Source organism: Cyclobacteriaceae bacterium (assembly GCA_030584025.1).
In the GTDB taxonomy this organism is placed as follows: Bacteria; Bacteroidota; Bacteroidia; order Cytophagales; family Cyclobacteriaceae; genus UBA2336.
In genome coordinates this window covers 2,355,674-2,381,025 of sequence record CP129487.1, presented here as the reverse complement: position 1 = coordinate 2,381,025, position 25,352 = coordinate 2,355,674, and the positions used below count along the sequence as shown (strand labels likewise).

Below are 25,352 nucleotides of genomic sequence, written 5' to 3'. Positions count from 1 at the left end.
TTAACCAACACAATTATGAAACACGTAAACATTATTCCGCTATTGATAGCTGCCTTTGCCTTTTTGGCTATCCACACGTTCGCTAACGATCGGTACACCGAAGCCATGCAAAAAAATATTGAGGTAGTGTACACGGCAAAATCTGTAGAAGAAATTCAGGCTGCTGTAAATGCGTTTGAACGCATTGGCGATGCGGAAAAATCAAAGTGGGAACCTTTTTATTATGCATCGTATGGTTATTTAATGATTGCATTGCGGGTAAATGAGCCTGCTGCCAAAGACAAACAGCTTGATCTGGCTTTGGAGACACTAAAAAAGGCAAGTGCCGTTAATTCGGCTGAATCAGAGATTGTAGCGCTGGAGGGCTTCATCCACATGATTCGGGTTACGATTGATCCGGCTTCACGTGGTCAGCAGTACTCAGGCTTGGCCATGCAAACTTTTGGGAAAGCTATCGGGATGAATCCTGAAAACCCGCGTGCATTGGCGTTGATGGCGCAGATGCAATATGGTACCGCTCAGTTTTTTGGTTCGCCAACAACCGAGGCTTGTGGTACCTTGAATAAAGCGTTGGAGAAATTTGAAACGTATAAATCAACCAATCCGCTTGCGCCAGTTTGGGGTAAGTCAATGGCTGAGGGAATGAAAGCGCAATGTAAATAGCATTAGAATTAAGCTTCGAGTTTCGAGCTTTTAGCTGCAAGCCGAAAAGCTTGCAGCTCGAAACTCATAGCTTTAAATCCAACGCTTCATAACTAATACTCACAGAATGATTATTAAACTCCTAACATACACACACATCATAGCCGGAATAATTTCTTTGATTGTTGCTCCACTTGCCATGGTTGTGCGCAAAGGAGGTAAAGCCCATCGGTTCTGGGGCAAGATCTTCTTTTGGTGCATGACGTGGATTTGTTTTTCTGCCATTGTATTATCAACCGTTAAGTGGATTCCGTTTTTATTATTGATCGCGGTGTTTAGCTACTATGCAGTGTTTGTCGGGTATCGATCACTGTACAGAAAGCAACTGCATCAAGGCAAAGGAGTAACCTGGTACGACTGGATGTTTGGCATTGTTGCCGGACTTTTTAATACCGGTTTCTTTGTGTGGGGTATTTACCTGGTTTTTACTCATCAGACTTCTCTTGGTATGCTGGCCGCAGGCTTTGGCTTTGGTGGCATGGTGGTGGTTTGGTCGGAATTGAAGCGGTATATAAAACCACCGCGAGATAAATTCGATTGGTTCTACAGCCACATGGGCAACATGATGGGTGGCTTCATTGCCTCGGTAACTGCTTTTTCTACACAAGTGATGACTTTCCTTCCCGGTATTATGCAATGGATATGGCCAAGCCTGGTGGGTGTGCCGTTAATTATTTTTTGGGTACGATCTTACCGGAAACTATTAAATTCGGGCAAATCATTGGCACAGTTTATTGAAATGCGTTAAGGTGTCTTATCTTGTTGATATGAAATTATCGAAGGCGGTAAAAAGGGAAATACGCGATGTGTTGTTGCTGCTATTGTTTGGTTTGTTAATGACCGTTGTCTTCGGTTACACAAAGACCAAGCAACAATTTTGGATTGTAGGATCGTTTACAGCCCTGATGTGGGTCTTCTTGTGGAAAGGCAACGGACTGATTAGCGGAATAATTTCTGATCGGATCAACTGGTTAAAGGCTCCTCTTAAAAGTTTTCTTGTTTTATCGTTGGGTAGTATTTTATATACCGCCACCAGTATTGTGCTTTTAACACAACTTTATAAACTCATTTTCGATGTTGATTTCGGGAAATCGCAGTACATGATTTTTTCGGCCACTGTAGTCACGATAATTATTTCCCTGTTTATGCATGGTCGTTCGTTTTTGCTTGAATGGAAACAAAGCGCGCTTGATGCCGAGAAGCTGAAACGCGAAAACGTAACGGCACGGTATGAAAGTTTGAAAAATCAGGTTAACCCACATTTTCTCTTTAATAGTTTTAATGCCCTCACCAACCTGGTGTATGAAAACCAGGATTTAGCGGCCAAGTTTATCAAACAACTTTCGGAAGTGTACCGTTATGTGCTGGATACCCGCGATCGGGAGTTGGTTACAAAAGAAGAGGAGTTGAAATTTCTAGAGTCCTATCTATTCTTGCAGAAAATCAGGTTTGGCGACAACTTACAGATATCCATTCAACTGGATAATGTCAAAACTTACTTTCCTCCGCTGGTGCTGCAAATGCTCATTGAAAATGCAATCAAACATAATATTGTGGCAGCTGAGCAACCGCTTTTTATTAAAATTTATGAGTCCGATAGCTATATCGTAATTGAAAATAAACTTCAGCGTAAAAAAGTACTTTCCGAAGAGTCTGCCGGAGTAGGCCTCAGTAATATCCGGTTGCGGTATGAATTCTTATCAGATCAAAAAGTAGTGGTTGAAGCGTTGCACGATAAATTTATTGTACGCCTTCCGGTAATTGAACGGGTTGAATCATGAATGTACTGATTATTGAAGACGAGATCCAGGCGGCCAGACGATTGGAGAATCTGATTAACGAGTTGTTGCCTCAGGCGATCATTTCCGGAAGGACGGATTCTGTGAAGAGTGCGGTGAAATGGTTCAATAACAATCCGCATCCGGATTTGATTTTTATGGACATTCAATTGGGTGATGGACTGAGTTTCGAAATATTCGAGATGACAACGATTTCTGCACCTGTAATTTTTACAACTGCCTATGATGAATACGCCCTTAAAGCCTTCAAGGTTAACAGCATCGATTACATACTGAAACCAGTGGATAAAGATGAGTTGCGTGGAGCTCTTGAAAAATTCAATACCCTGAAACTGACCAATGTTGGCAAGGTTGATTTTTCCAACAGCATTACCCAGGTAATGGAGCTGCTGACCAAAAAATACAAGGAGCGATTCGTGATTAAAGTAGGAGAACACTTGCGTACCGTTGAGGTGAAGGATATTCTCTATTTTTTCAGTTCAGACAAAGCCACGTTTTGCACCACACGTGAAGGACGCTCGCACATTCTTGACTTCACCCTCGATCAGCTTGAGTTGATGGTAAACCCGGAGGAATTTTTTCGAATAAATCGTAAATACCTGGTTGGTACGGCAGCCATACAGGATATCATCAGCCACACTAATAGTCGGTTGAAGTTGATTTTAAAAGATTGTCCTGATCAGGACATCATCGTTTCGCGTGAGCGGGTTCAGGAATTTAAGCAGTGGCTTGACCGGTAGTTTGAGTCAGTCTTTTTTTCAGTTCTTCAATATCGCTTTGCTTAATGGGTTTGGTGATGTAATGGATTACATTCTTGTACTGAAAAGCTTCGTCTTTATCTTTTTTGTTGTTCGAGCTGGTGAGTACAATAATCCGAACCTTTTTCCGCACGGCTTCGGGCATTTCATTGAAGCTTTTTAAGAACCCAAACCCGTCAATGTTAGGCATGTTTAAATCCAGAAAGATAATATCGGGGGGCTTTGCGTTTGGTTGCTCAAGTGCGTCAATGGCCTCTTGCGCTGACTTATAGGAGATTATGTTATTGGAAAAGGCATACACCTCCAAAAATCTTCTTTGAATAAAGAGATCAATTTCACTATCGTCTATCAGTATGGTTGTATCCACAATTGCCTGCACCGTTACGGATGATTAAAGCCATTTATATAAACTTACCACAAATCAACTATAAACTGGTAAAAATTGACTCAAAAATTGTTTTTTTTACGGTTTTACGGCACCAAAAAATGTGTTAAAATTGACCTTCTAAACCCAACCGAAAACTATGAATTCTAAAAATGCCCTTTATTCTTTGTTCGCCATTTGCCTGGTATTTGGTTTGAGCTCGTGTGGAAAGTCCGGAGAGAATACTGCCAATGCCGATGAATTTAAAGAAGCAGAGGAAAGCCTTCGTTCTACTATAGAAGATGTTGTATACAACATCCCCTCACCAACCGAAATTCCATACCTGATTGAACAAACCGGTGCTGAATTTAACCAAAGCCTTGTAAATCCACGTTCAAAAGCGGATTCGTACATTAACCGTACGGATAAAGCAGCCTTGAACCTGGGCGTGTATACAGCTGATATCGGGTATTTAACCTCCTATGAGAAAACGCAGGAAGCCATTGACTACCTGAATGCGTGCAAGAGCCTGGCAGATTACCTGGGCATTATCGGAACGTTTGATGTGGAGATTTTAAAGCGTTTTGAAGCCAACATTGCAAACAAAGACTCTCTGGCAATCCTGTTGGACGAGTCAATCAAGCAAACCGAGAAGTTTTTAAAAGACGACACCCGTAACAAGCAGGCTGCTTTGGTGGTAGCTGGAAGTTTTGTGGAAGGTTTACATATTTCTACCGGTTTGGTTAATTCTTACCCTAAGGATTTACTCCCAACCGATGCCCGGAATGTAATCCTTACCCCGGTTATCCAGGTTATCTTAAATCAACAGAAATCAGTTTCGGAATTATTGAAGATGTTATCGGCTATTGAGCAAACCGATCCGGTAAGCGGCATGGTGCGCGACCTGAAAGAGCTTGAAGCAGCCTATGCTGCGTTGGACATCGAAGACAAGATCAAGAATAATCGGGCTGATCTTGCGCTTAGCGATAAAAATCTGGAAACCATTTCCGCAGTTGTGGCTAAAATGCGCCAGTCGATTGTGGAATAATTCCTTGAATTCATTTGCATAGAAATGGGGCCGCAAACACGGCCCTATTTTTTTATCATAACTACAGTTCTTTACTATCTTTAATAAATAATCAGCCCCCATATGAGTGAAGAAATTCTTAAAGCCCTTCTCAGACTTTTTGCCGTTGTAGCCCGCCAGGATGAAGTAACCCGACAGGAGCGAGAGCAGGTCAGGAAGTTTCTTCTTGAGCACCTCAATGAGTCGAAGGTGGAGCCATACCTCACCATGTTTGATGAATTTGTGAAGACCACTGGCAATGTGGAGGGTACGGATGAAGCCTCTAACGTGAAGCGCATTTGTACTGAAATCAATCTGGGCCTGGCACAGAAACAGAAGTATATCGTTGTGCTTGAACTGGTGCGGTTAATTTTGGCTGATTCGGTGATTACCTCGCGTGAACAGGAGTTGATGCTGGCGATTTGTGAGGATTTTAAAATCAGTTCCACCGATCTTGAATCCATTAAAACATTTTTGTCAGCCGAAGAGTCGGCTCACCTGGATCACGCAGGTTTGCTTATCATCGATCCGAAAGACGACACCGCCTTTAAGCAGGCCCTTCACATTCAACGAAAAAATCTGAAAGGATTTATTGAGATACTTTACTTGGAACAAGTTGAATTATACCTGGTGAAGTATGTGGGTAAGTCAGATGTTTACCTCAATGGTGTTCCGTTCCGTTCAGGTTCCATTAATGTGTTGAGCGTGGGCAGTACGTTACGCTGGGATAAAGACGAACCCGTTTACTATGGCGATGTACTCAGCCGTTTTAAGCGTTTGGATAAAGGCGAGCGGATTTCCTTTCAGGCGAATGACATTCATTTTAGGTTTAAAAACGGAGGCATCGGGTTGCAGGAAGTTAACCTGGCAGAAGAATCCGGTAACCTGGTAGCCCTGATGGGAGCCAGCGGATCAGGTAAATCAACCTTGTTGCATGTATTGAATGGCTCTGAAAAACCCACGAAAGGGCAGGTGTTGATTAACGGCATCGATATTCATAAACATCCGGAAAAAATTGAAGGCGTAATCGGCTTTGTTCCGCAGGATGACCTGCTCATCGAAGACCTTACGGTGTATCAAAACCTGTATTATGCGGCCAAACTTTGTTTCAGCGATTTGCCTGAAGATAAGATTGATGCATTGGTAATGAAAACGTTGGAAGACCTGGGGTTGGCTGAACGAAAGGATCTGAAAGTAGGATCGCCCCTTCAGAAAACCATTAGTGGTGGACAACGCAAACGCCTGAATATCGGGTTGGAGTTGTTGCGCGAACCGGCCATTCTCTTTTGTGATGAGCCCACCAGTGGACTTTCATCACGCGATTCGGAAAACATCATTGATCTGCTGAAAGAACTTTCATTAAAAGGAAAGCTTGTATTTGCCGTAATCCATCAGCCTTCATCCGACATCTTTAAAAAATTTGATCGCCTGCTCATCTTGGATACCGGTGGATACCAGATTTACTATGGAAACCCAGTGGATGCCATCGTGTATTTCAAACGCGCCATCGATATGATCAACAGCGATGTGGGGGAATGTTATGAATGTGGCAACGTAAATCCGGAGCAGATTTTCAACATCATTGAAACAAAGGTGATCAATGAATACGGACAGTTTACAAATGAGCGAAAAATTTCTCCCGATCAATGGTTCCGCATGTACAAGCAAGCGGGCAGCCTAGCGCTTGAATCCATTTCTGAAAAACCGGTTCAATCTACGTTGCGCATACCGGGCAGGTTAAAGCAAATTAAGTTATTCTCCTTGCGGGATGTGCAAGCCAAAATTCACAACCGGCAATACATGATTATTAATTTGCTGGAAGCTCCGTTGCTGGCCTTCATTCTGGCGTTCATTGTTCGGTTTTATAATATTGATGATAAGCTTCAGAGCAGTTATGTGTTTGCCAAAAACCTGAACCTACCGGCATACTTGTTCATGAGCGTGATTGTTGCCCTGTTTATGGGGTTGACCGTAAGTGCTGAAGAAATCATTCGCGACCGTAAAATTCTGAAGCGCGAGGCGTTTTTGCATTTGAGCAGAAGCAGCTATCTGCTTTCAAAAATCGGAATCTTGTTTCTGTTGTCTGCTATTCAAACCCTTACCTTTGTATTGGTTGGGAATTATATCCTTGAAATAAAAGGCATGTTGCTTGAGCATTGGCTGATTTTATTTACCGTCTCGTGTTTTGCCAATACACTCGGGTTAAACATTTCCTCCGGGTTCAATTCGGCTGTTACCATTTATATTTTAATTCCGCTATTGATTATTCCTCAGCTTATTCTCAGTGGTGTGGTGGTGAAGTTTGATAAGCTGAATCCCGTTATCGGAAATACGGCCACGGTACCATTTGTGGGCGACATTATGGCCTCACGATGGGCTTTTGAAGCGGCCATGGTTACGCAGTTTAAGGATAATAAATACGAACAGGAATTTTACCTGTACGATAAGGTTATGGCTGATGCCGATTACCGGAAAATTTATTTTATCCCTGAACTGGAAAGCAAGTTGCAGTTTTGCCTGGCGAATCGCGATGCGGAAGACCCTGAATTGAAGCGAAAATTCTCATCGGATCTAAACCTGTTGCGCAGTGAAATCAGGCGTGAAGCAGAGTCGGTTGGTCGCGAGCATTACGAATGGATTGACCGGCTGGACGAAAACCATTTTGATTCTGTTACCTACAACGAAGCCATTGCGTTTTTGGGAAACCTGCGGAGGCTATACATCAATCGATATAACAAAGCTGATGGTGAGAAAGAGAAGAAAATAACCTTGATGACTGATTCCCCTGAGGAGGAGCGTGCTTACGAAAAGCTGCGCGATGGTTACCGCAATGAAGCCATAGCTGATTTTGTGAAAAACCTGACCGAAACGCACCGCATCATTGAAAAAGACGGCAAGTTGATTCAAAAGATTTATCCCATTTACAAGGATCCGGACCCGGATCACGTTATCGATTTCGATGCCCAGTTCTACATGCCTAAAAAGCACTTTTTGAATATGAATATCGATACGTTGTTTTTCAATACAGGAGTTATCTGGTCGATGACGTTGGTGTTAGCTATTCTTTTGTACTTTGATGTGTTGCGGAGAATCATTGACGGCTTTGGTAATCTATCCAACCCGTTGAACCGCAGGGTTTAAAATGGCTTTTGGCTCGCTTCAAGGTGTTTTTATGTTCACAGCAATCATTTAATTTTGTACAAAACCCGAAGGCATGATTGTTTTACTGCTGATTTTGTTGCTGCTGATCCTCGTCAGGATATTCTAGCATGTTTTTCACGCTTTCCAAAATACTGGGTTATCTGACTTCTCCATTGGTTTGGGCCTGTTTGCTGTTGGTAACATCCTGGGTCATCAAAAAAAAGCGATGGAAGCGCAGGTTGTTTTATGCCGGAATCATCACGTTACTTTTTTTCTCGAACGATTTTATCGCCAATGAAGCTATGCGGTTATGGGAAGTACCGGCAACACCCTATGCCACTATTTCCAAAACCTACCCGTATGGCGTGTTGCTAACCGGTGTTACGTCTACCGATTTGCATTTCACGCAACCCGCAGATCGTGTATATTTTACTCGCGGGGCTGATCGGGTTGTGCACACCGTTGACTTGTACAAACGCGGTGTGGTGAAAAAGATTTTAGTGTCGGGTGGGAGTGGACGACTGATAACAACCGGTAAAAAAGAAGCCGATGATATTGTGAAGGCGCTGGTGTTGATGGGTGTTGCGGAAACGGATATCCTGTTAGAAAATGAATCGCGGAACACCGCGGAATCGGCACGAAAGGTAAAAGCGATGTTGCATGGGCCGGGCGAAATCCTGTTGATCACCTCAGCCTTTCACATGCGCAGATCAAGAGGTTGTTTTAGAAAAGTAGGTTTACAGGTAGATACCTTTAGTACGGATTTTTATACACACCCGCGCTATTTCACCCCCGATGTATTGCTGGTGCCCAAGGTAGAAGCCCTGCAAATCTGGCAACGTTTATTCAAGGAATGGATAGGCATAGCCGCATACCGCTTGGCCGGCTACCTGTAAGTTATAACACCGAAGAGGGCTTGCGCCAACCTTCGCGGGTTTCCTGGTTCAAGTACTCGGTTAAACTTTCAAGGCTGGAGAATACCTGAATTTTACGTGGTTCGGTTTGTTGCTCGGCAGAGGGAAACATCACTTCCACAAAGAATCCCTTCACCATGTACAGGGAGAAATGACAACTGTTGCGCACCTGGTTGCCAATCAGGGTTCCTTTATTTCGCAGGTAGTTAATTTGCTGGGCAGGTGAAAAGCGTTGAAAAAAGAATTTTGTAAACATAGGGGTAGCGTAAAAGCCATGACGTGCAAATCTGTATCCAATGTGCTAAAAGCCCGATTGGACTTTGCTTTATAGGTTTCCATAAAGTTGAAATCCTGATTTGGGATTGTAAACCGCCTGATTTTCCAAAGTTGAGGAAAAGAAAAAAGGCTGCCCAAGTGGCAGCCTTTTCTTTTTTGATTAGTAAATGAATTAAGGGTTAACAGGCAATGAAGTTCCGTTGTATTGTGTCATACAAATTTTTGGTACCTGAGATTGGAATTTGTTATTAATAGCATCAATAAAGATGTTCGCTGTGAATGCATTTCCACGGCTATTTAGGTGAATGCCATCTTCGGAAAAAATACCAGCCGGAGGCGCAAAAGATGAAGCTACGGTTACTCCATCTATTAGTATTCCTCTTGAAGCAGGATTGGCTGATGCCATGAAAAGTGTATTAAAAGACGTATTAATATTCGCTAATGCAAGACGAGTACTGTTCGCATCTACAGCTTCCTGAATTTTTTGGTTGAATTGAGCAATTCTTGTCATGATTTCAACAGTTTCTGCAGGTAGTAGAACATACTGGTCGGCCAGTGGCACGGAAACTCCATTTACGAGCAATGGATTATTGCTAACGCAAGTACCTAAAACTGAACCAGCCGAAAGTGTAATTAGATCGTTTTCGGTTGCTTGTCTAACTTTTCTATAAGGCTCAAGTTGAGCCCTTTGCTCAGGGGTCATTTGTTCAGCAACCACTAATAAATCCCATCCGGGTCCTAGATCAGTTGCGTTTTTATCTGCAATTACTATTCTATTAGTATTACTCGCTGCAAATGAAATTTTCCTTGCGTCCAACTCCGCGGCAGAGCCAAAGGCACCATCGAAATTCGGATGTTTCAATGCCTCGACTGCCAGATTATATCCCCCAAATGCTGTATTTGTCGCGGTGGCAGTTTCAGCATTCATTGGAATAGCATTGTATCGAACTGTGGTGAAGAAAGGAAGTGAAGTTATATTGGGAATATTTCCAACAACACCTTTAAATTCCGTTCCTGTCAACAGCGTTGCAACTATTCCATTAAAGTAAGTTCCAAAATCTTCGGCCGAGGTAAGAGAATATGCACCAGAAGCTCCTGTGGCAGCATATAGAATTGCATCCTCAATCCCTAACCAAATCAGATAAAAACTACCATTGGCAGCTCTAGCATCATCTACAATTCTAGAGGTACCAGGTGAAGAAGCAAACCTTGCATACAAAGGATTATAAGCAGGATTTCCAGTAGATGGACCGCCAGTTAGTCCAGTTAAGAATTGTTGTAATGTAACTAGTGGTACACCGAAATTATTCAAAGCCTCTTTGTCACCCGCATACGGAGCAGGTAATTCACCATTATTATACGGAGCAGGGAGGGCAGGTGTAGCTGGTACTGGTGAGGGACAGGTGACTTCTGGTGCACCTGGAAATCCTGCAGGATAGGGAGCAGCAGACCTTGGTCCAGTTGGACCATCAGGATCAAATAAGACCAGTCGGCCGAGTATAATGCCGGCCCCCGGGTTTGATAATTGCAAATTAAAACCATTGACAGATCCAATATCTGGTTGGTTGAAAGCAGCAGGTGTCCCACTGGCACAATTAAACTGACTTGAAAGTAGTTTGGGTAATGAATTATTCTGCCCTGCTGTGAAGAGGGAGCCTCCTTGAAACCCGGCAACAAATCCATTTCCAATGGATACGAACTTCTCAAAGGACACGTTTGTACCAACTGATGCCCCAGCTGGACATGAATTACATGCGGCTGGTGGTGCATCTGGATCTTGTAGTTCTAAAACTTCTTGCTCGCATGAAAAAGTAATTAACATGCTGGCAGCGAGTATGTATATGAATTTGTTCTTCATGATCATTTCTATTTATTGTTAATCTTATCTAAAGAATTCATCAAAAGTCAATGAGAGGTAGAACTGCTGTCCTACAAACGGAGCACCGAAGTTGGTGCGGTAATCGCCACCCAGCAAGTTGGTGCCGCCCAGTTTGGCAATGGTTTTAATGGAAGGAATCCGATAGCTAACCTGTGCATCCAGTACGCCAAATTCAGGTACATTCCAATTACCGAAAGAAGATTCCCACAGGTAAGCATCTTGCCAGCGGAAGTTGATGTTAAATCCAAGATTGGTTTTGTTGATTCTCCTGTTTCCAATGCCCACATTAATTTTATTTTCGGGCATATTAAATCCAGAGATGAAACTGTCTTCATCTTCTTCAAAGGTGGCGTAATTGTATGAACCACTCAGTGTATATCCTTTCAACAACTTGTATTCAACCCCTAAACCAAAACCGTAAGAGTTAACATCATTTGGGTTGTTTACGTAAGGGGAAAACAGTGATCCTGCATTGATTTGTTCTCCTTGGTGGTCAGTTGCTTCTTTACTTACGACAATCTCTCCACCAATGAAATTGTTATAAATTGTCATTCTTGTCCGACTAAAGTAAGAGAAAAAGAGATGATTCTCATAGGGAGAAATAATGAAAAACCGAGGCATTAAAAATGGGGGTAGCTGGCACATCAATTTTAAGTGATTGTGGGCAGCGGGGGTTCATGAGCCTTTCGCCAAGCTTTGTAAGTATCGTGGATGAAGCCAAAGAGTTCTACGTAGCTCATCAAGTGCAGTCTGATAACGGTAATCATGTTGGCAAACGATTTTTTGGTTTCGGCTTTCTTTCGAATGACTACCATTAGCAGTTGGGCAATCAGCACGCAATACACTTGTATTTTGATCGCATTTTCGCTTTCACCCCAGAAGTAGCGGATGGGGAAATTCTGCTTGATTTGCTTGAAAAGCAGCTCAATCATCCACCGGTATTTGTAAATCAATGCGATTTGCTGAGCAGGTAAACTGAAATTATTACTGATGAAGATAAACATCTTGCCGTCATCGGCACGGAAGGTGATACGCCTGAGCTTTAAACGCTGCTCTTCACCATCAGCTTTATAGCCAATAGTGATGTATTGTTCTTTCAATATCCCCTTGGCATTTTTCTTTCTTGTGTTGTCTGTAATCACTTTAGTGACGTGATATACTGCGTTGGCTTTCATGCGCGTAACGAACCAGATTTTTTGACTCGTCCATTTGGCAAACTGCCCGTACAGATTGTAGGCACGGTCGAAAACCAGAAAGCTGTTGGCCGGTAACTTAATGTGATAGAGGAATTTACGGTCGTGTTCTTTGGCTTCAGTGATTCTCAAAAATTCCGTTACGCCACTGAATGCATTCATGAGGGCATGAACTTTAATGCCTCCTTTCTTGCGCGAGCCATCTAATGGATTGCGTCCTACGCCACGAAGAATATCGCTGAATAGTCGGATGGTGGTGCTGTCGATGATTTTCAGATTGCGGATGCTCAATCCCCGCAACCGGCTGTCCGAGATAAAGCTATGGTACTGCTTGAGCAGTTTGAAATAGATCGTCTCAAACACCAGGTAGCTTCGTTTGTTGTTGGCATCCGATAATGTGCTACGGGGCGGAGCTTTATCCAATCCCAGGTGAGCAAGTTTACCTTCACAGGCCAGCATGCCTTCGCATATCTCCCGGAGTCCATTGCAATAGCTGAAAACCCCATACAACAGGCTTACCAGGTGAACCCGAAGTGGAATACGCTTGTAATACCGGTTGCTATTATGCTTTTGGGCCGATTGCTTGATGAGTGAAGTAGAAACGCAAGAAAGTATTTGAGACAAAATCGGCTGTCCGACAAATTTCTTAACTTTATCCATGATTATGACTGATGTGGTAATCAAACATAATCCAAAAGGGCAGCCCTAAACAAGCCGCCCTTTTAAAATTTTAGTCGGACAATAATGATAAATTGTATAATAACCATTTATATCAACTAACATTCTGTTGTTGAAACTACCTTTATAACCTATTTCTAAAGCTGTGAGTTTTTCTGGTTGTACATAGGGTATATCTGTTGTGACTAATAAACTTGAATTACCACCCACAGGATCACCAGTATCGGGATCTAGAGTTCCTCCGGATGCTCTAAAGGCATTATAAGAAGCCCTTGTCCAAGCTCCACCGTTGTGAATTCCGTAACGTGCAGCATTCGCTTCCGTGCTGCCTAATAATGTTCCTCCTGAAGAAGGGAAGAAGATAAACTGTGCTTGTGTATCGGGGTTTCGGAAGCCGGTTTGATAAGAGGCCCGTATATTATGTGTTTCACTGAAGGTATACACAGCAGATAATCGTGGTGTTACCTGACCATCAAAGTTTTCATTCTTATCGTAGCGTAAAGATGCAGTAAGTCGCAATGATTCCCCTAATGTTTTGGCTAGCTGACCATAGAAACCAAATTCATTGATTTTGATACGCTCATTACCATCGCCTTCAGGGTCTTCGTTAAATACGGTACCATCACTGAATAAATCATATTGACGGAAATTACCACCTACCATGAAATCGACTGCTTCAATTTGGTTAAATTGGTAGTTAAATTCACCATGATATAGGCGAGAGTTATCAACAAATGAGGAACCTTCTGGATCTCTTTGAAATAGATTTTTTCTAACATCATTCATTAGTTGAGTGAATTGAGGAGTTCCGGGCAAAGGTCTTACCTGGACATCAGGATCAGAGTTATCTCCATCAACGTTGTCTGCGTACCTTCTTGCTTCAATGTGTGCGGCTTCTGGATTACCAGCAATGACTCCTGGGATATAGCCTTGCATGGCCAGAACATATCGCTGTGCATACTGTGGTGCCCATTTTGTAGCCGTTGGACTTAAATATTCATTCATGTAACCACCTTGCGCGCTCATGTTCCATGAGTCCCCATCCCTGGTTTCTGTCATATAACCACGTACAAAGAAGTTTGATCCTTTGAGTTCAAGTTTGTGAAAGTTTTGAGTGAAATCACGTAGCGCATACTTTTCAGTCCCTTGGTAGATTGAGCTACCACCACCAAAGCGCCAGTTGTACAACAACTCCATTTTATCCGTTAACTTATAGTGGAGCGCCACATCAGCTTTCATGCTTCTGGCTTCATCGTTATCGAGAATATCTTCTTCACGGAAACCGGTTCTTCTTAAATCAAGTGTACCGAAAGTTCCACCAATCGGAACTGGGATGGGTGTTTCATCACCATATAGGTTTAGTCCATCGAAGTTGGCGGCACCGCTTAAATCAACAGTTGATTCCGGGCGCAAACGATCAGTCTTGTAGTCATTGCTTTTCCAGTCGGTAGCCTGCATCAATGAGAAGTTTAGCTTAAAAGCAAACTTATTGTTAAATGCCTTGGCATAACGAGCAGAGAAGTTATACATCGGAAAACTTTCGCCTTGTGCGTCTGAGGTGGTGATACCGCCTTTTACCATAGCGCTGAAGCCCTGGTATTCAAACGGACTTTTGCTCTTCATCATCAGGATACCGTTGAATGCATTGGGTCCGTAAAGGGCAGAAGCCGCACCGGGTACAAGCTCCATACTCTCCGCATCCAGTTCGCTCATCGCTACAATGTTTCCTGTCGGGAAGTTTAGCAGAGGCGCAGAGGTGTCCATTCCATCCACTAACTGTACAAAACGCACGTTTGCAATGGAGGCAAAACCGCGCGTGTTCACCTGTGTGAAGTTTAAGCTACCCGAGTTTACCTGAACACCTTTAATATTTGCAAGCGCATCAAAGAAATCAGGAGCGGCAGTTTGTTGGATACCGAGGATGTCAATTTTTTCAACGGTAACTGGAGCTCTCATAAATGATTCTTCAGTTCGACCTCCTGTTACAATTACTTCACCTAAGGTTTCAATGTTCTCAACCATGGTAACACTAAGTCCAGTGGTGTTAGCATCGGTTATCTCAATTTCCTGGGAGATATATCCAATAAATGAGAACTCCAATGTAATCGGGGGAGCCTGTGAAGTGGTTACCGTAAAATTTCCTCTCACATCGCTGATTGTTCCAGCTACAGTTCCCTTTACTTTAATGTTAATACCCGGGATGGGGTTGCCAGCATCATCCTTCACCGTTCCTGAAACGGTGGTCTGCGCAAAGGCCATCGTGGCGGCCAGCAGCATCAGCAGCGTTAGCCCCATCGAACGTTTGTAAAACTTCTCCATACAGTTTTCTTTAAAATGGTTGGTTTTTGGAATTAAATAGTTGTGTTTATAAAAATGACAATACGAACATTCGTACTTCCCTGAAAAGTACAAAATTAATTCAAAAAATAAAGAAAACGGTTGCGGTTTCGTTAAAGTAAAACTCTAAGTAACAGGCGCAGATAGAAATCGAAATTTAGTATGCAAAGCAGCGTATTTGCTTTGTTTTTGCGTTCCGACCTTGTTGATCAGACTAACTGTCTATACCCCTTTTTCGCTGTTCAAATGTTTTACCAGTCGGTCGCACAGTGCGTTTGTTTCCTGGGCCATGTATTCGTCACCGGTGGCGGTTAAAATGCTCTGAGCCAACCCGCCCAGACAATCAATGTAGAATCGCTTCATTTCATCAACGGGCATGTCCTTGGTCCACAAATCTATACGCAGTGTATTTTTTTGGCCCTCATCCCAAAGCGATATGCTGATGCTTTTGGTTTCAGTAGGGGCAGCATCGGGTTTATCGGATGCATCCCACAGGATTTTATCGGGTATATTGTTTTGGTCGAGTTCTACGGTGAAGTTTATAGTGGTTTTACGCATGTGCTTAATTTGAAAATTTGAAAATTCGTTGATTTGAAAATGCCTTTTCGGGCTGCAAGATACATTATCAAACTTGCCTACCGGCAGGCAGGTCTTCAAATTGCTTCATTTTCAAATTGACATCTCGGGAATCTCACCCTCGATAGTCAACTTACCGGCAGTAGCATTTTTGATTTGCTCTACGGAAACACCGGGAGCGCGTTCCAGTAGTTTAAAGCCACCTTGCGGCAGCACATCCAACACGGCCAGGTCGGTAACAATTTTCTTCACACAGTTAATACCGGTAATGGGTAGGGTACAGGAGGGCAAAAGCTTAGAGGCGCCATCTTTACTGCAATGTTGCATGGCTACAATAATGTTGTTGGCCGATGCTACCAGATCCATAGCCCCACCCATGCCCTTTACCATTTTACCGGGTACTTTCCAGTTGGCGATGTCGCCATTTTCAGAAACTTCCATCGCGCCAAGAATGGTCAAGTGAATGTGACCGCCCCGTATCATGGCAAAGCTTTCAGCCGAGCTGAACAGGGCAGAGCCCGGCATCATGGTAATGGTTTGTTTGCCGGCATTGATTAAATCCGGGTCAACTTTATCTTCGGTAGGGAAGGGGCCAATGCCCAGTAATCCATTTTCCGATTGCAACACTACATTGAGGTTATCAGGAATATAGTTGGCCACTAACGTGGGAATACCAATACCAAGGTTGATGTACATGCCATCTTTAACCTCTTTTGCGATGCGTTTTGCGATACCGTTTTTGTCTAACATATAATCAATTTGAAGATGTTTAAATTTGAAGACCTGCCTGCGGTAGGCAGGTTTGAAAATTAGGATTTTGATGAGCTTATAATTTTGGAGATAATCTTGATGCTAATAATCATACCTTAAAGCATAAGTTGATTTATTTACCGCAAAGGCGCCAAGACGCAAAGTATTTCTGATTCTTTGCGCCTCCGCGTCTCAGCGGTTAGGAAATCAACTAACTTATTTTCTTAAACTTGATAAATTTTCAAAATTTAGTAATGGTTCGTTGCTCAATTCTCTTCTCATAATTCTTCCCTTCAAAAATCCGTTGCACGTAAATGCCCGGGGTGTGAATCTGGTTGGGATCAAGTTCTCCGAGGGGCACAAGTTCTTCCACTTCTGCGATGGTAATTTTTCCGGCTGCAGCCATCATGGGGTTGAAATTTCGTGATGTGCCACGAAACACCAGGTTGCCTGCTGTATCGCCCTTCCAGGCTTTTACCAATGAAAAATCAGCGCGAAGCCAATGCTCCATTAAATACATCTTACCATGGAACTCGCGTACCTCTTTTCCTTCAGCCACTTCGGTTCCATAACCTGCCGGGGTGAAGAAGGCCGGAATGCCTGCACCACCTGCACGAATACGCTCAGCCAGAGTGCCTTGCGGAATGAGATCAACTTCCAACTCTCCCGAGAGCAACTGTCGCTCGAACTCCGCATTTTCACCCACATACGATGAAATCATTTTTTTTACCTGCCGCGTTTTAAGCAGCAAGCCAATTCCGAAATCGTCAACACCGGCATTGTTCGAAATGCAGGTAAGACCTTTCACGCCTTTTCGTAACAACGCCTGGATGCAATTTTCGGGAATGCCTGAAAGTCCGAAGCCACCCAGCATCAGGGTTACATTATCGGTAATGTCATGAAGGGCTTCATCCGCATCGGCTACAACTTTATTGATCATAGTTGGTTTGTTTTCAGTAAATCTCTGTAATCAGCTTTCAATTCACAACACTTCTTTCAGCTGTTTCAAAGCTTCTTCTTTATCGCGATGAAGTTGTTCTTTGAGTTCATCCAGGTCGTTGAATTTCATATCGCTGCGAATCATGTTGATGAATTTTATGGTAAGTGTTTCACCATAAATATCTTTATCGAAATCAAAAATATTCACTTCTATGGATTTGTGCGCACCACCAACGGTGGGTCTGTACCCGATATAAAGCATGCCTTTATAGGTTTGCCCTTCGTGCGATGCTGTTACTGAATATATTCCGTCAACAGGAATTAACTTGTAATGTGTGTCAATGTCAATGTTGGCCGTGGGGAATCCGATTAACCGACCTAACCGGTCTCCCTTGATTACGCGTCCGCTGATGCTGTAGGGCTTGCCAAGCAAATGATTGGCTGTTTCGATATCACCGCTTTCAAGCGCTTTGCGAATTTTTGTGGAGCTCACCGTAATGTTATCAACATCTTGCGGAGGAATTTCTTCTACATCAAATCCATAGCGTGGTCCGTTGACTTTTAACTCTTCAAAGCTGCCTTCACGGTTGTGGCCAAAGCGATGATCGTAGCCAATCACCAATTTTTTTGTACCGATGGTCTCAACCAGAATTCGGGTAATGAATTCTTCTGATGAAAGATTTGAAAATTCTTTGGTGAACGGGATTCTGATTAAATGCCGAATGCCCTCTTGTTTGAGTAGTTCAGCTTTTTCCTCAAAGGTGTTGAGTAATTTCAGACTGGTATCTTCCGGATATAACACTAACCGCGGATGAGGCCAGAAGGTTATCACTACCGTTTCGCCCCTTGATTTCTCGGCCACTTCTTTTAACCGCGCCAGAATTTTTTGATGGCCTACATGAACGCCATCAAATGTGCCGCTGGTTACAACAGCGTTGGTGAGTTTTACAAAATCATCCGGTGTGTGATAGATTTTCATGGTTCCACTTCTTCCAACGTCAGGCTGTCCTCCAGTTTATATGAACCTATACGGGTGCGGCAAAGTTGTGAAAGATAGGCGCCAACGCCAAGTTTTTCACCCAGGTCGCGTACGAGGCTGCGTATGTAAGTGCCTTTCGAACAAACAATCCGGAATTCAACAACCGGCTTTTCATACGATACGATTTCAAAGACGCTTACTTCCACTTCGCGAGGTTTAAGTTCCGGGTCTTTTCCTTTACGCGCCATGGCATAAGCTCGTTTCCCGCCAATTTTTATAGCCGAATGAGCCGGTGGTATTTGCTGAATTTTACCGGTTAACTCGCGGGCAACAGCGCGTATGGTATCCAGGGTGATGTGGTTTACATCAACCGGGTCCGATACTGCAGTTTCCAAATCATGCGATGGAGTTGTTTGCCCGATCACGATTTTTCCGGTGTACTCTTTTTCCAGCCCCATAAATTCTTCAATGCGCTTGGTCATTTTGCCGGTGCAGATGATGAGCAAACCTGTGGCGAGTGGATCCAGTGTTCCTGCATGACCGATCTTTTTCATTTTCAGTTTGTAGCGTAGCTTGTTCACCACATCAAAGGAAGTCCATTGAAGCGGTTTGTTAATGAGCAACACACGATCAACCGAAGGATTTTCCATTACACAACAGCGAGATCAACACCCAGGTAGTACAGGGTTAACAAAACCAAGCCGAGCACAATCCGGTAATACCCAAAAACTTTAAACCCATGCCTGGTGAGGAAACTGATGAACGATTTAATCGCTATCAAGGCCACGATAAATGCTACTATATTTCCGATAATCAGCAGGTTTACCTCCTGAGCAGAAAAACCGGGACCATCTTTATAAAAAACCAGCATCTTATAAGCTGTGGCGGCAAACATGGTGGGCACGGCCAGAAAGAAAGAAAATTCGGCAGCCGTTTTCTTGTTTAATTTTTGCGTGAGTCCGCCAATAATGGTGGCAGCGGAACGGGAAACGCCAGGGATCATGGCTATGCATTGAAAGATGCCAATCTTTAACGCAACCGGATAGGTGATGCGTTGATCCAGATTTTTTTCGTTGGCTTCGAATACTTTATCGATAAACAAAAAGATTACTCCGCCAATGATCAACATAAAGCCAACTACTTCAATGCGTTCAAGCAAGGCATCAATGTAGTCGTTGAGTAAAAGACCAACCACGGCTGCGGGTATAAACGCGACTCCCAACTTGAAATAGAACTCAAACGACTGAAGAAATTTTTTCCAGTATAAAACGATTACAGAAAGAATGGCGCCAAATTGAATGGCCACGGTAAATACTTTGGTAAATGAATCGTCAGCAATGCCCATTACAGACGAGCCGATAATGATATGACCGGTAGAAGAAACGGGAAGAAATTCAGTCAGGCCTTCTATAATGGCCAGTATAATCGATTCGAGTACCGACATGAAGTATGGTTACGGTGTTATTTCTTTTGATCAGGACGGTAGAGCACGGCCACGACTTCAATTACAAAGCCGGTTAATACAATAAGCGGGCCCAAGGTCAATCCAAGAAATCCAAAACCATAATCTTCTTTATCGAGCGACATCACGATGAAGCCAATCACTAGCGTAACCAGCCCAAGTACCATGATCTGATAATTCTTTTTTGTAAACGGGAGTTTATTTTCCATAATACTAGTAGAGTTCGTCAAGCGACATTTTTAAATAGCGGCCAATGGAGAAAAACGTGCTGATTGCCGCGACCAACATGCCAAGAATTACAAGTGCACAAGCCAGCATCAATACATGGTCTTTATTCATAAGCAGCACAAGGTCTTCAATTTCTCCGTGCGCATAATTAACCAACGCAGCAATACCAGCCGAAGCGAGCAACGCGGCTATCAATCCGTATAACAGTGACCGAACAATAAACGGTCGTTGAATAAACCAATGCTTGGCACCCACCAATTGCATGCTTCGGATGAGGAACCGTTGCGAAAATAACGCAAGCCTGATCGTATTATTGATTAACAGCACAACGGTTATGAGCAGTAAGGTGGCTAACCCAAGTAAAATGAGTGATATGCTGGTGATATTTTTATTAACCGATTCAATCAGGCCTTCTTTTGGTACCACCTGAAAGATTCCATTCATGCCTTCAATCTCTTTCTTTATTTTTTGCATCTCCTCGGCCTGATGAAAGTTGGGATCAATGCTGACCAGGTAGGCATCATGCAGCGGGTTTTCTCCCAATAATTCAGTAAAATCTTCTCCGGTTTTCTCCACAAATTCTTTGGCAGCTTGTTCTTTGGAAACAAACTGAAGGGCAGGGCCCAGGGTTTCTTTACTGATGTAGGGTAGCGCCTCCAGTTTTTTCTCAATCTGATCGCGTTGGGTTTCGGTTAGGTTGGTATTCAGGTACACTTCCATGCGAATGTTGTCACGAACCAGTTTTTCTAGCTGATTGGAGTAGATGAGGGCAATTCCGAAAAGTCCGATAACGATCAGGGCTAGCGTAATGCTGATGATAACCCCAACAGATGGGTAACTGCCCAGTTTTTTCTTGCTGTAGGACTTTTGCATAGCGGCCAAATTTAGGAAATAAAAAAGCCTCTGGAAATTTACCAGAGGCTTTTTATTGGCTCCCCCTCAATCAGTCTACACGATGCTCTTTTAACTTTTGGATCAGCTTGGGATCACGAATGGCCACCAGTTCTGTGGGTGTGTCTTTTTTTACATCCAACAGGTAATAGCTGGATTTATAATACAGGAAGACCGTGCGCTTATCCTGCGAAATGAATTCGAGTATTTCATACAGGTTCTCTTCAAACGAACCGTATAGAATCAGTTTGCCATTTCTGAATAGGTAGTGGAAATTATACTTTCTGTTGTTGGCATCTGTTTCCACTTCAATGCTTGAGGTTACAAAAGCCTCGGAAATGATGGCGAGTTGTTCGCGTTCATGCTGAAGTATGGGATCATTCGCCACTTCTTCTTCCGGAGTAAACAAATCAAGCTTTGGTTTTTGATCAGCTGAAGGAGCAACTTTCTTTTCTGATGCTTTCTTTTCTATAACCTGAGGTTCATCGGGCTCATCAACAACTGAATTTTCTTCCGGTGCATTTTCCGGTTCTGGTATGGCTACTGTTTCAGGAGTTTCTGATGGCTCACTTTGTTCTGCAATAGTAGTCGTTTCGGGGGTTTCTGCCTTATCAAAATAAAAGTAAACAGCGGTTGATATAATGCCTACCACAACCACCGATGAGATCACCTTTGTAAATAATGCCGTTTGCCCACCGGAGATGGAAGCAACCGGAATATTATTCAGCATTGTTTTTAACTCTGCAACGCGTGCCTGACGAATGCTCTCTACCAACGATTGCTGTAGCTGCATTTCTTTTTTTAATTCCGGATCAGCCTCAAGCTTTTGCTCAAAAGCCTGCCTGTCCTGCTCATTCAAGCGGTTCGACAGGTAGTCGTCCAGTAATTCTAAATCCTTTTCTAAGGCCATGTTCTTAATCTAAAAAGTCCCGCTCAGAGTACTGAGCCTTCACCAATTCATCTAATTTCTTTTTACACTTATATTTCTTTGTCTTTGCAGTATCCGTATTGGCAAATCCCAATTTTTCGGCAATGTCCTGCATCGACATTTCTTCAAAGTAGTAATACATCAAAACCTTCTTGCAGGTTTCGCCCAGTTGTTCAATACATTGGGCGATAATTCTGTTCCGCTCCTCGGTTTCAGTGTCCAATGTTACCGCAACATCCTTTTCTTCATTGGAAAGGCGCTTTTTGCGGTCCAATTCCTTTCTCCACAAATTCTGGCATATACTGTAGATATATGTGCTGATTTTGGAGGTCATTACCAGCTTTCCGGAGGTTGCTTTTTGCCAGAAAACCACCAGGGCATCCTGATAAATGTCGCGGGCCTCTTCTTCCGTTCCACTGTTGGTGATAACCAATTTGGTCATCATCCTGTAATATTTCTTGTATAGGAACTCCAGAGCCTTCTCATCGCCTCGACAGATGCGGTCAAAGATCTCCTTTTCTTCCATTACTGAGCTCGACTTGTATACCATTGGGTATGTGCGATGTAACCCGTGTACGGGATTTCTTTTAGATTTATCGATTACCTGTTTTTTTCAGTGGTTAAGATACTCTTTTCCACGTTTGGGTGCGCCATACAGGCCCCCAATACCCGCGAACTTTAAGGTCTTTGCCTTCGAGCCAGATTTTACATCGGTAAACTTTTCCAGCCTCGGGATCCAGAATATCTCCTTCAGCGTATTCATCTCCATCTTTTTTTAGCTTCCGGATGATCTCCATGCCGAGAATCTTTTTTTGAAACCGTTCATCATCCTTCGGACATTTTTCACATACGGGGTCCGTGTCCTTGCCGGGCTTGGGGAATATTTTGATCACTTTTCCGTAGATCAGCCCACCGCGCTCAAAAATCTCAACAATGGATTTGGTCTCGCCTGTATTGTCATCAATGGATTTCCATTGACCCAAAACGGAAGTTTGGCTAAAGGCGCTTAACGAAAAAAACAGAAAAATCAGGGACAAGGTGTTACGCATAGAGTTGGTCGTTTTGGTACAAAAATAAAAACCCTGACGGTTAGGTCAGGGTTTTCAAAGATTCAAAAAATATTATTTTACCTCTGCCTCATCAGCAGGGGTGGTGCTTACTACTTCAATAGTCGGTTTGGTCTGTTCTACATTTGCTTCCATTTGTGAAGATGGAGCCAAAAGCGGAGCAATAACCAAGGCCACTACCGACATCAGTTTTAACAAGATGTTCAGGGAAGGACCGGAAGTATCCTTGAACGGATCACCTACCGTGTCGCCCACAACTGCTGCTTTGTGTGGTTCAGATTTCTTATAGTACTTCTGGCCGTTGATTTCAACACCTTCTTCAAAGCTTTTCTTGGCATTATCCCAGGCGCCACCGGCATTCGATTGGAAAATAGCCATCAATACACCCGATACGGTAACACCGGCCAACATACCACCCAATGCTTCCACACCGAAGCCCGGCAGGAAAGCAATTAGTACCGGAGCAATAACGGCCATAAGGCCAGGTAACACCATTTGACGAATGGCAGCCTGTGTAGAAATCTCCACACACTTACCGTATTCGGCCTTGCCATCTGCTTCATGGAATATTTTCTTGTCTTCATCCGACCATTCTTCAATAGCCTTGTCGCCATTGCGTTTCATGGCATCCAATGCAGCTTTCAATTGCGGGATGGAAGTAAACTGGCGTCTCACTTCTTCAATCATCGACATCGCGGCACGACCAACAGCGCCCATCGCCATAGCTGAGAATACGAAAGGCAACATACCTCCGATGAATAAACCAGCCATTACGTTGGCTTTTGATACATCAATAGAGCCAAGCTTGGCGGTTGTCATGAACGCACCAAACAGAGCAAGGGCGGTAAGCGCAGCAGAAGCAATAGCAAAACCTTTACCGATAGCCGCTGTGGTATTTCCAACCGCATCCAACTTATCAGTGCGGGTACGTACATCCTTCGGTAACTCCGACATTTCAGCAATACCACCGGCATTGTCAGAAATAGGACCGTAAGCATCCACAGCTAATTGAATACCCAGGTTTGAAAGCATACCTACTGCAGCAATCGCGATACCGTACAATCCACCGAAGTAGAACGCGCCAATGATTGAAAATGCAATGATGATGATCGGAAGGGCGGTTGACATCATACCCACGCCCAGGCCCGCAATGATGTTAGTTGCCGCACCTGTTGAAGACTGACGAACAATAGAAACCACTGGCTTCTTGCCCATACCGGTATAGTATTCTGTAATCAGACCAACCATCAAACCGGCAATCAAACCGATTACGGTTGCCCAGAATACGCCCATAGCGGTCATGGTGCGAACAAATGGAGTTCCGTCATCATTGGTGTACAATGGATCAGTGAACGTCCACTGCTCAGGGAGCATATTGGTAATAATGAAATAAGAAGCGGCAATCATTAAACCTGATGAAATGAATTCACCCATGTTCAAAGCTCTTTGCGGATCACCGCCTTCTTTTACGCGAACAAAGAATGTTCCGAGGAACGACATTACAATTCCTACTCCAGCTAAAACAAGCGGAAGTAATACCGCAGAAAGTCCGTTGAAATTATCTACAAAACCAGGCACCATAAACGCGGCACCCAATACCATGGTACCAACAATGGAACCTACGTATGATTCGAATAAGTCGGCACCCATACCGGCAACGTCACCTACGTTGTCACCAACGTTATCTGCGATCGTTGCAGGGTTCAAAGGGTGATCTTCAGGAATACCGGCTTCAACTTTACCTACCAGGTCAGCGCCTACGTCAGCAGCTTTGGTATAAATACCACCACCAACACGAGCAAAAAGTGCAATAGAAGAAGCACCAAATGAAAATCCAGTGATGATAGTAATTACCTGGGTCAGGTTTGCCTGGTTATCAATACCAAACATGTTAGAGTAAATGATGAACAAGGTGCTTAACCCTAACACACCAAGACCAACAACGCCCATACCCATAACTGAACCACCGGCAAAAGCAACCTCAAGGGCGCGGCCTAAGCTGGTACGTGCAGCCTGAGTAGTGCGCACGTTTGCTTTGGTTGCCACCTTCATACCGATAAAACCGGCTAACGCTGAACAGAAGGCACCCAAAATGAATGAGACAGCCACCAGCGGTGAAGAGGTTTCAGCATTTGCCGTTACACCAAGCAATATGGCAACGCATAAAACGAAAATTGCCAATATTTTATACTCGGCTTTCAGGAAGGCCATGGCGCCTTCGGCAATGTGGCCGGCAATTTTTTTCATTTTGTCTGAGCCTGCATCCTGCTTGTTTACCCAGGCGCTTTTCCATAAGACGAAAATGATTCCCAATACACCGAATATCGGGAGATAATAGAGTAAGTTTTCCATGATAGTTATTAAGGTTATCGATTCAGTTAGTGTTTCTTAAGGTCGTCCGCTGCCAACAGGTTTAAGCCTTGAA

25 protein-coding genes are annotated in these 25,352 nt (G+C 43.5%); 7 read left to right on the top strand and 18 right to left on the bottom strand.

From position 1 onward, the window contains the following. Positions 1-15: 15 nt before the first annotated feature. The 4 genes from QY309_10635 (at position 16) to QY309_10620 (ending at position 3,241) form a co-directional block, all read left to right on the top strand. On the top strand, positions 16-663 hold the full coding sequence (locus QY309_10635) for a hypothetical protein (GenBank protein ID WKZ58326.1): 648 nt from the start codon (positions 16-18) through the stop codon (positions 661-663). Between the two features lie 106 nt (positions 664-769). Continuing rightward, positions 770-1,450, top strand: a complete 681-nt coding sequence (locus QY309_10630) for a hypothetical protein (protein ID WKZ58325.1) — start codon at positions 770-772, stop codon at positions 1,448-1,450. Between the two features lie 19 nt (positions 1,451-1,469). Next, positions 1,470-2,483: a histidine kinase gene (locus QY309_10625; GenBank protein WKZ58324.1), complete on the top strand. Its 1,014-nt coding sequence runs from the start codon at positions 1,470-1,472 to the stop codon at positions 2,481-2,483. Further along, a complete protein-coding gene (locus QY309_10620; GenBank protein ID WKZ58323.1) occupies positions 2,480-3,241 on the top strand; it encodes a LytTR family DNA-binding domain-containing protein in 762 nt (253 codons plus the stop codon). The genes QY309_10625 and QY309_10620 overlap by 4 nt, the downstream gene beginning before the upstream one ends. On the opposite strand, the gene QY309_10615 is transcribed toward QY309_10620, so the two are convergent. Then, on the bottom strand, positions 3,219-3,638 hold the full coding sequence (locus QY309_10615; GenBank protein WKZ58322.1) for a response regulator: 420 nt from the start codon (positions 3,636-3,638) through the stop codon (positions 3,219-3,221). The two genes, QY309_10620 and QY309_10615, sit on opposite strands and share 23 nt — an antisense overlap. A 145-nt stretch (positions 3,639-3,783) precedes the next feature. Here QY309_10615 and QY309_10610 point away from each other — a divergent pair, with 145 nt between their 5' ends. The 3 genes from QY309_10610 to QY309_10600 all read left to right on the top strand — a co-directional run bounded on the left by QY309_10610 (position 3,784) and on the right by QY309_10600 (position 8,726). After that, positions 3,784-4,671: a hypothetical protein gene (locus tag QY309_10610; protein ID WKZ58321.1), complete on the top strand. Its 888-nt coding sequence runs from the start codon at positions 3,784-3,786 to the stop codon at positions 4,669-4,671. Between the two features lie 102 nt (positions 4,672-4,773). After that, a complete protein-coding gene (locus tag QY309_10605) occupies positions 4,774-7,830 on the top strand; it encodes an ATP-binding cassette domain-containing protein (GenBank protein WKZ58320.1) in 3,057 nt (1,018 codons plus the stop codon). 128 nt (positions 7,831-7,958) lie between these two features. Then, positions 7,959-8,726 carry a YdcF family protein gene (locus QY309_10600; GenBank protein WKZ58319.1) on the top strand — a complete coding sequence of 256 codons (768 nt, stop codon included), beginning with the start codon at positions 7,959-7,961 and terminating at the stop codon, positions 8,724-8,726. Between the two features lies 1 nt (position 8,727). Here QY309_10600 and QY309_10595 read toward each other — a convergent pair whose 3' ends face one another. From QY309_10595 to QY309_10515, 17 genes are all read right to left on the bottom strand, one after another. After that, a complete protein-coding gene (locus QY309_10595; protein WKZ58318.1) occupies positions 8,728-9,000 on the bottom strand; it encodes a hypothetical protein in 273 nt (90 codons plus the stop codon). A 192-nt stretch (positions 9,001-9,192) separates the two neighbouring features. Then, positions 9,193-10,878 carry a hypothetical protein gene (locus QY309_10590; protein ID WKZ58317.1) on the bottom strand — a complete coding sequence of 562 codons (1,686 nt, stop codon included), beginning with the start codon at positions 10,876-10,878 and terminating at the stop codon, positions 9,193-9,195. 24 nt (positions 10,879-10,902) lie between these two features. Further along, positions 10,903-11,451: a TonB-dependent receptor gene (locus QY309_10585; GenBank protein ID WKZ58316.1), complete on the bottom strand. Its 549-nt coding sequence runs from the start codon at positions 11,449-11,451 to the stop codon at positions 10,903-10,905. Between the two features lie 98 nt (positions 11,452-11,549). Beyond that, positions 11,550-12,752 carry an IS4 family transposase gene (locus tag QY309_10580; protein WKZ58315.1) on the bottom strand — a complete coding sequence of 401 codons (1,203 nt, stop codon included), beginning with the start codon at positions 12,750-12,752 and terminating at the stop codon, positions 11,550-11,552. Positions 12,753-12,797: 45 nt separating this feature from the next. Beyond that, complete coding sequence (locus tag QY309_10575) at positions 12,798-15,089, bottom strand: TonB-dependent receptor (protein ID WKZ58314.1); 2,292 nt, start codon at positions 15,087-15,089, stop codon at positions 12,798-12,800. 240 nt (positions 15,090-15,329) lie between these two features. Further along, a complete protein-coding gene (gene gldC, locus QY309_10570) occupies positions 15,330-15,665 on the bottom strand; it encodes a gliding motility protein GldC (protein ID WKZ58313.1) in 336 nt (111 codons plus the stop codon). Positions 15,666-15,776: 111 nt separating this feature from the next. Continuing rightward, positions 15,777-16,433: a 3-oxoacid CoA-transferase subunit B gene (locus tag QY309_10565; GenBank protein ID WKZ58312.1), complete on the bottom strand. Its 657-nt coding sequence runs from the start codon at positions 16,431-16,433 to the stop codon at positions 15,777-15,779. Between the two features lie 241 nt (positions 16,434-16,674). Next, positions 16,675-17,373: a CoA transferase subunit A gene (locus QY309_10560; GenBank protein ID WKZ58311.1), complete on the bottom strand. Its 699-nt coding sequence runs from the start codon at positions 17,371-17,373 to the stop codon at positions 16,675-16,677. A gap of 42 nt (positions 17,374-17,415) precedes the next feature. Continuing rightward, on the bottom strand, positions 17,416-18,351 hold the full coding sequence (locus QY309_10555; GenBank protein ID WKZ58310.1) for a bifunctional riboflavin kinase/FAD synthetase: 936 nt from the start codon (positions 18,349-18,351) through the stop codon (positions 17,416-17,418). After that, the gene (gene truB, locus QY309_10550; GenBank protein ID WKZ58309.1) at positions 18,348-19,001 is read right to left on the bottom strand and encodes a tRNA pseudouridine(55) synthase TruB; all 654 of its coding nucleotides are present in this window, start codon (positions 18,999-19,001) and stop codon (positions 18,348-18,350) included. The genes QY309_10555 and truB overlap by 4 nt, the downstream gene beginning before the upstream one ends. Next, positions 19,001-19,795: an undecaprenyl-diphosphate phosphatase gene (locus QY309_10545; GenBank protein WKZ58308.1), complete on the bottom strand. Its 795-nt coding sequence runs from the start codon at positions 19,793-19,795 to the stop codon at positions 19,001-19,003. Before QY309_10545 ends, truB begins: the two co-directional genes overlap by 1 nt. Positions 19,796-19,812: 17 nt before the next feature. Beyond that, positions 19,813-20,022, bottom strand: coding sequence for a DUF3098 domain-containing protein (locus QY309_10540; protein ID WKZ58307.1), 210 nt, complete (start codon positions 20,020-20,022; stop codon positions 19,813-19,815). 4 nt (positions 20,023-20,026) lie between these two features. Continuing rightward, positions 20,027-20,914, bottom strand: a complete 888-nt coding sequence (locus QY309_10535) for a permease-like cell division protein FtsX (GenBank protein ID WKZ58306.1) — start codon at positions 20,912-20,914, stop codon at positions 20,027-20,029. Between the two features lie 70 nt (positions 20,915-20,984). After that, positions 20,985-21,842: a hypothetical protein gene (locus QY309_10530; GenBank protein WKZ58305.1), complete on the bottom strand. Its 858-nt coding sequence runs from the start codon at positions 21,840-21,842 to the stop codon at positions 20,985-20,987. Positions 21,843-21,846: 4 nt separating this feature from the next. Next, positions 21,847-22,386, bottom strand: a complete 540-nt coding sequence (locus tag QY309_10525; GenBank protein ID WKZ58304.1) for a sigma-70 family RNA polymerase sigma factor — start codon at positions 22,384-22,386, stop codon at positions 21,847-21,849. 94 nt (positions 22,387-22,480) lie between these two features. After that, positions 22,481-22,909, bottom strand: coding sequence for a DUF2147 domain-containing protein (locus tag QY309_10520; protein WKZ58303.1), 429 nt, complete (start codon positions 22,907-22,909; stop codon positions 22,481-22,483). A 72-nt stretch (positions 22,910-22,981) separates the two neighbouring features. Next, positions 22,982-25,279 (bottom strand): sodium-translocating pyrophosphatase, encoded by a 2,298-nt coding sequence (locus QY309_10515; GenBank protein ID WKZ58302.1) that lies wholly within the window; start codon positions 25,277-25,279, stop codon positions 22,982-22,984. Between the last annotated feature and the right edge of the window lie 73 nt (positions 25,280-25,352).

Coding starts and splice junctions, on each gene's coding strand:
- QY309_10635 (WKZ58326.1), top strand. CDS start 16: ATGAAACACGTAAACATTATTCCGCTATTGATAGCTGCCTTTGCCTTT.
- QY309_10630 (WKZ58325.1), top strand. CDS start 770: ATGATTATTAAACTCCTAACATACACACACATCATAGCCGGAATAATT.
- QY309_10625 (WKZ58324.1), top strand. CDS start 1,470: ATGAAATTATCGAAGGCGGTAAAAAGGGAAATACGCGATGTGTTGTTG.
- QY309_10620 (WKZ58323.1), top strand. CDS start 2,480: ATGAATGTACTGATTATTGAAGACGAGATCCAGGCGGCCAGACGATTG.
- QY309_10610 (WKZ58321.1), top strand. CDS start 3,784: ATGAATTCTAAAAATGCCCTTTATTCTTTGTTCGCCATTTGCCTGGTA.
- QY309_10605 (WKZ58320.1), top strand. CDS start 4,774: ATGAGTGAAGAAATTCTTAAAGCCCTTCTCAGACTTTTTGCCGTTGTA.
- QY309_10600 (WKZ58319.1), top strand. CDS start 7,959: ATGTTTTTCACGCTTTCCAAAATACTGGGTTATCTGACTTCTCCATTG.
- QY309_10595 (WKZ58318.1), bottom strand. CDS start 9,000: ATGTTTACAAAATTCTTTTTTCAACGCTTTTCACCTGCCCAGCAAATT.
- QY309_10590 (WKZ58317.1), bottom strand. CDS start 10,878: ATGAAGAACAAATTCATATACATACTCGCTGCCAGCATGTTAATTACT.
- QY309_10585 (WKZ58316.1), bottom strand. CDS start 11,451: ATGACAATTTATAACAATTTCATTGGTGGAGAGATTGTCGTAAGTAAA.
- QY309_10580 (WKZ58315.1), bottom strand. CDS start 12,752: ATGGATAAAGTTAAGAAATTTGTCGGACAGCCGATTTTGTCTCAAATA.
- QY309_10575 (WKZ58314.1), bottom strand. CDS start 15,089: ATGGAGAAGTTTTACAAACGTTCGATGGGGCTAACGCTGCTGATGCTG.
- gldC (WKZ58313.1), bottom strand. CDS start 15,665: ATGCGTAAAACCACTATAAACTTCACCGTAGAACTCGACCAAAACAAT.
- QY309_10565 (WKZ58312.1), bottom strand. CDS start 16,433: ATGTTAGACAAAAACGGTATCGCAAAACGCATCGCAAAAGAGGTTAAA.
- QY309_10560 (WKZ58311.1), bottom strand. CDS start 17,373: ATGATCAATAAAGTTGTAGCCGATGCGGATGAAGCCCTTCATGACATT.
- QY309_10555 (WKZ58310.1), bottom strand. CDS start 18,351: ATGAAAATCTATCACACACCGGATGATTTTGTAAAACTCACCAACGCT.
- truB (WKZ58309.1), bottom strand. CDS start 19,001: ATGGAAAATCCTTCGGTTGATCGTGTGTTGCTCATTAACAAACCGCTT.
- QY309_10545 (WKZ58308.1), bottom strand. CDS start 19,795: ATGTCGGTACTCGAATCGATTATACTGGCCATTATAGAAGGCCTGACT.
- QY309_10540 (WKZ58307.1), bottom strand. CDS start 20,022: ATGGAAAATAAACTCCCGTTTACAAAAAAGAATTATCAGATCATGGTA.
- QY309_10535 (WKZ58306.1), bottom strand. CDS start 20,914: ATGCAAAAGTCCTACAGCAAGAAAAAACTGGGCAGTTACCCATCTGTT.
- QY309_10530 (WKZ58305.1), bottom strand. CDS start 21,842: ATGGCCTTAGAAAAGGATTTAGAATTACTGGACGACTACCTGTCGAAC.
- QY309_10525 (WKZ58304.1), bottom strand. CDS start 22,386: ATGGAAGAAAAGGAGATCTTTGACCGCATCTGTCGAGGCGATGAGAAG.
- QY309_10520 (WKZ58303.1), bottom strand. CDS start 22,909: ATGCGTAACACCTTGTCCCTGATTTTTCTGTTTTTTTCGTTAAGCGCC.
- QY309_10515 (WKZ58302.1), bottom strand. CDS start 25,279: ATGGAAAACTTACTCTATTATCTCCCGATATTCGGTGTATTGGGAATC.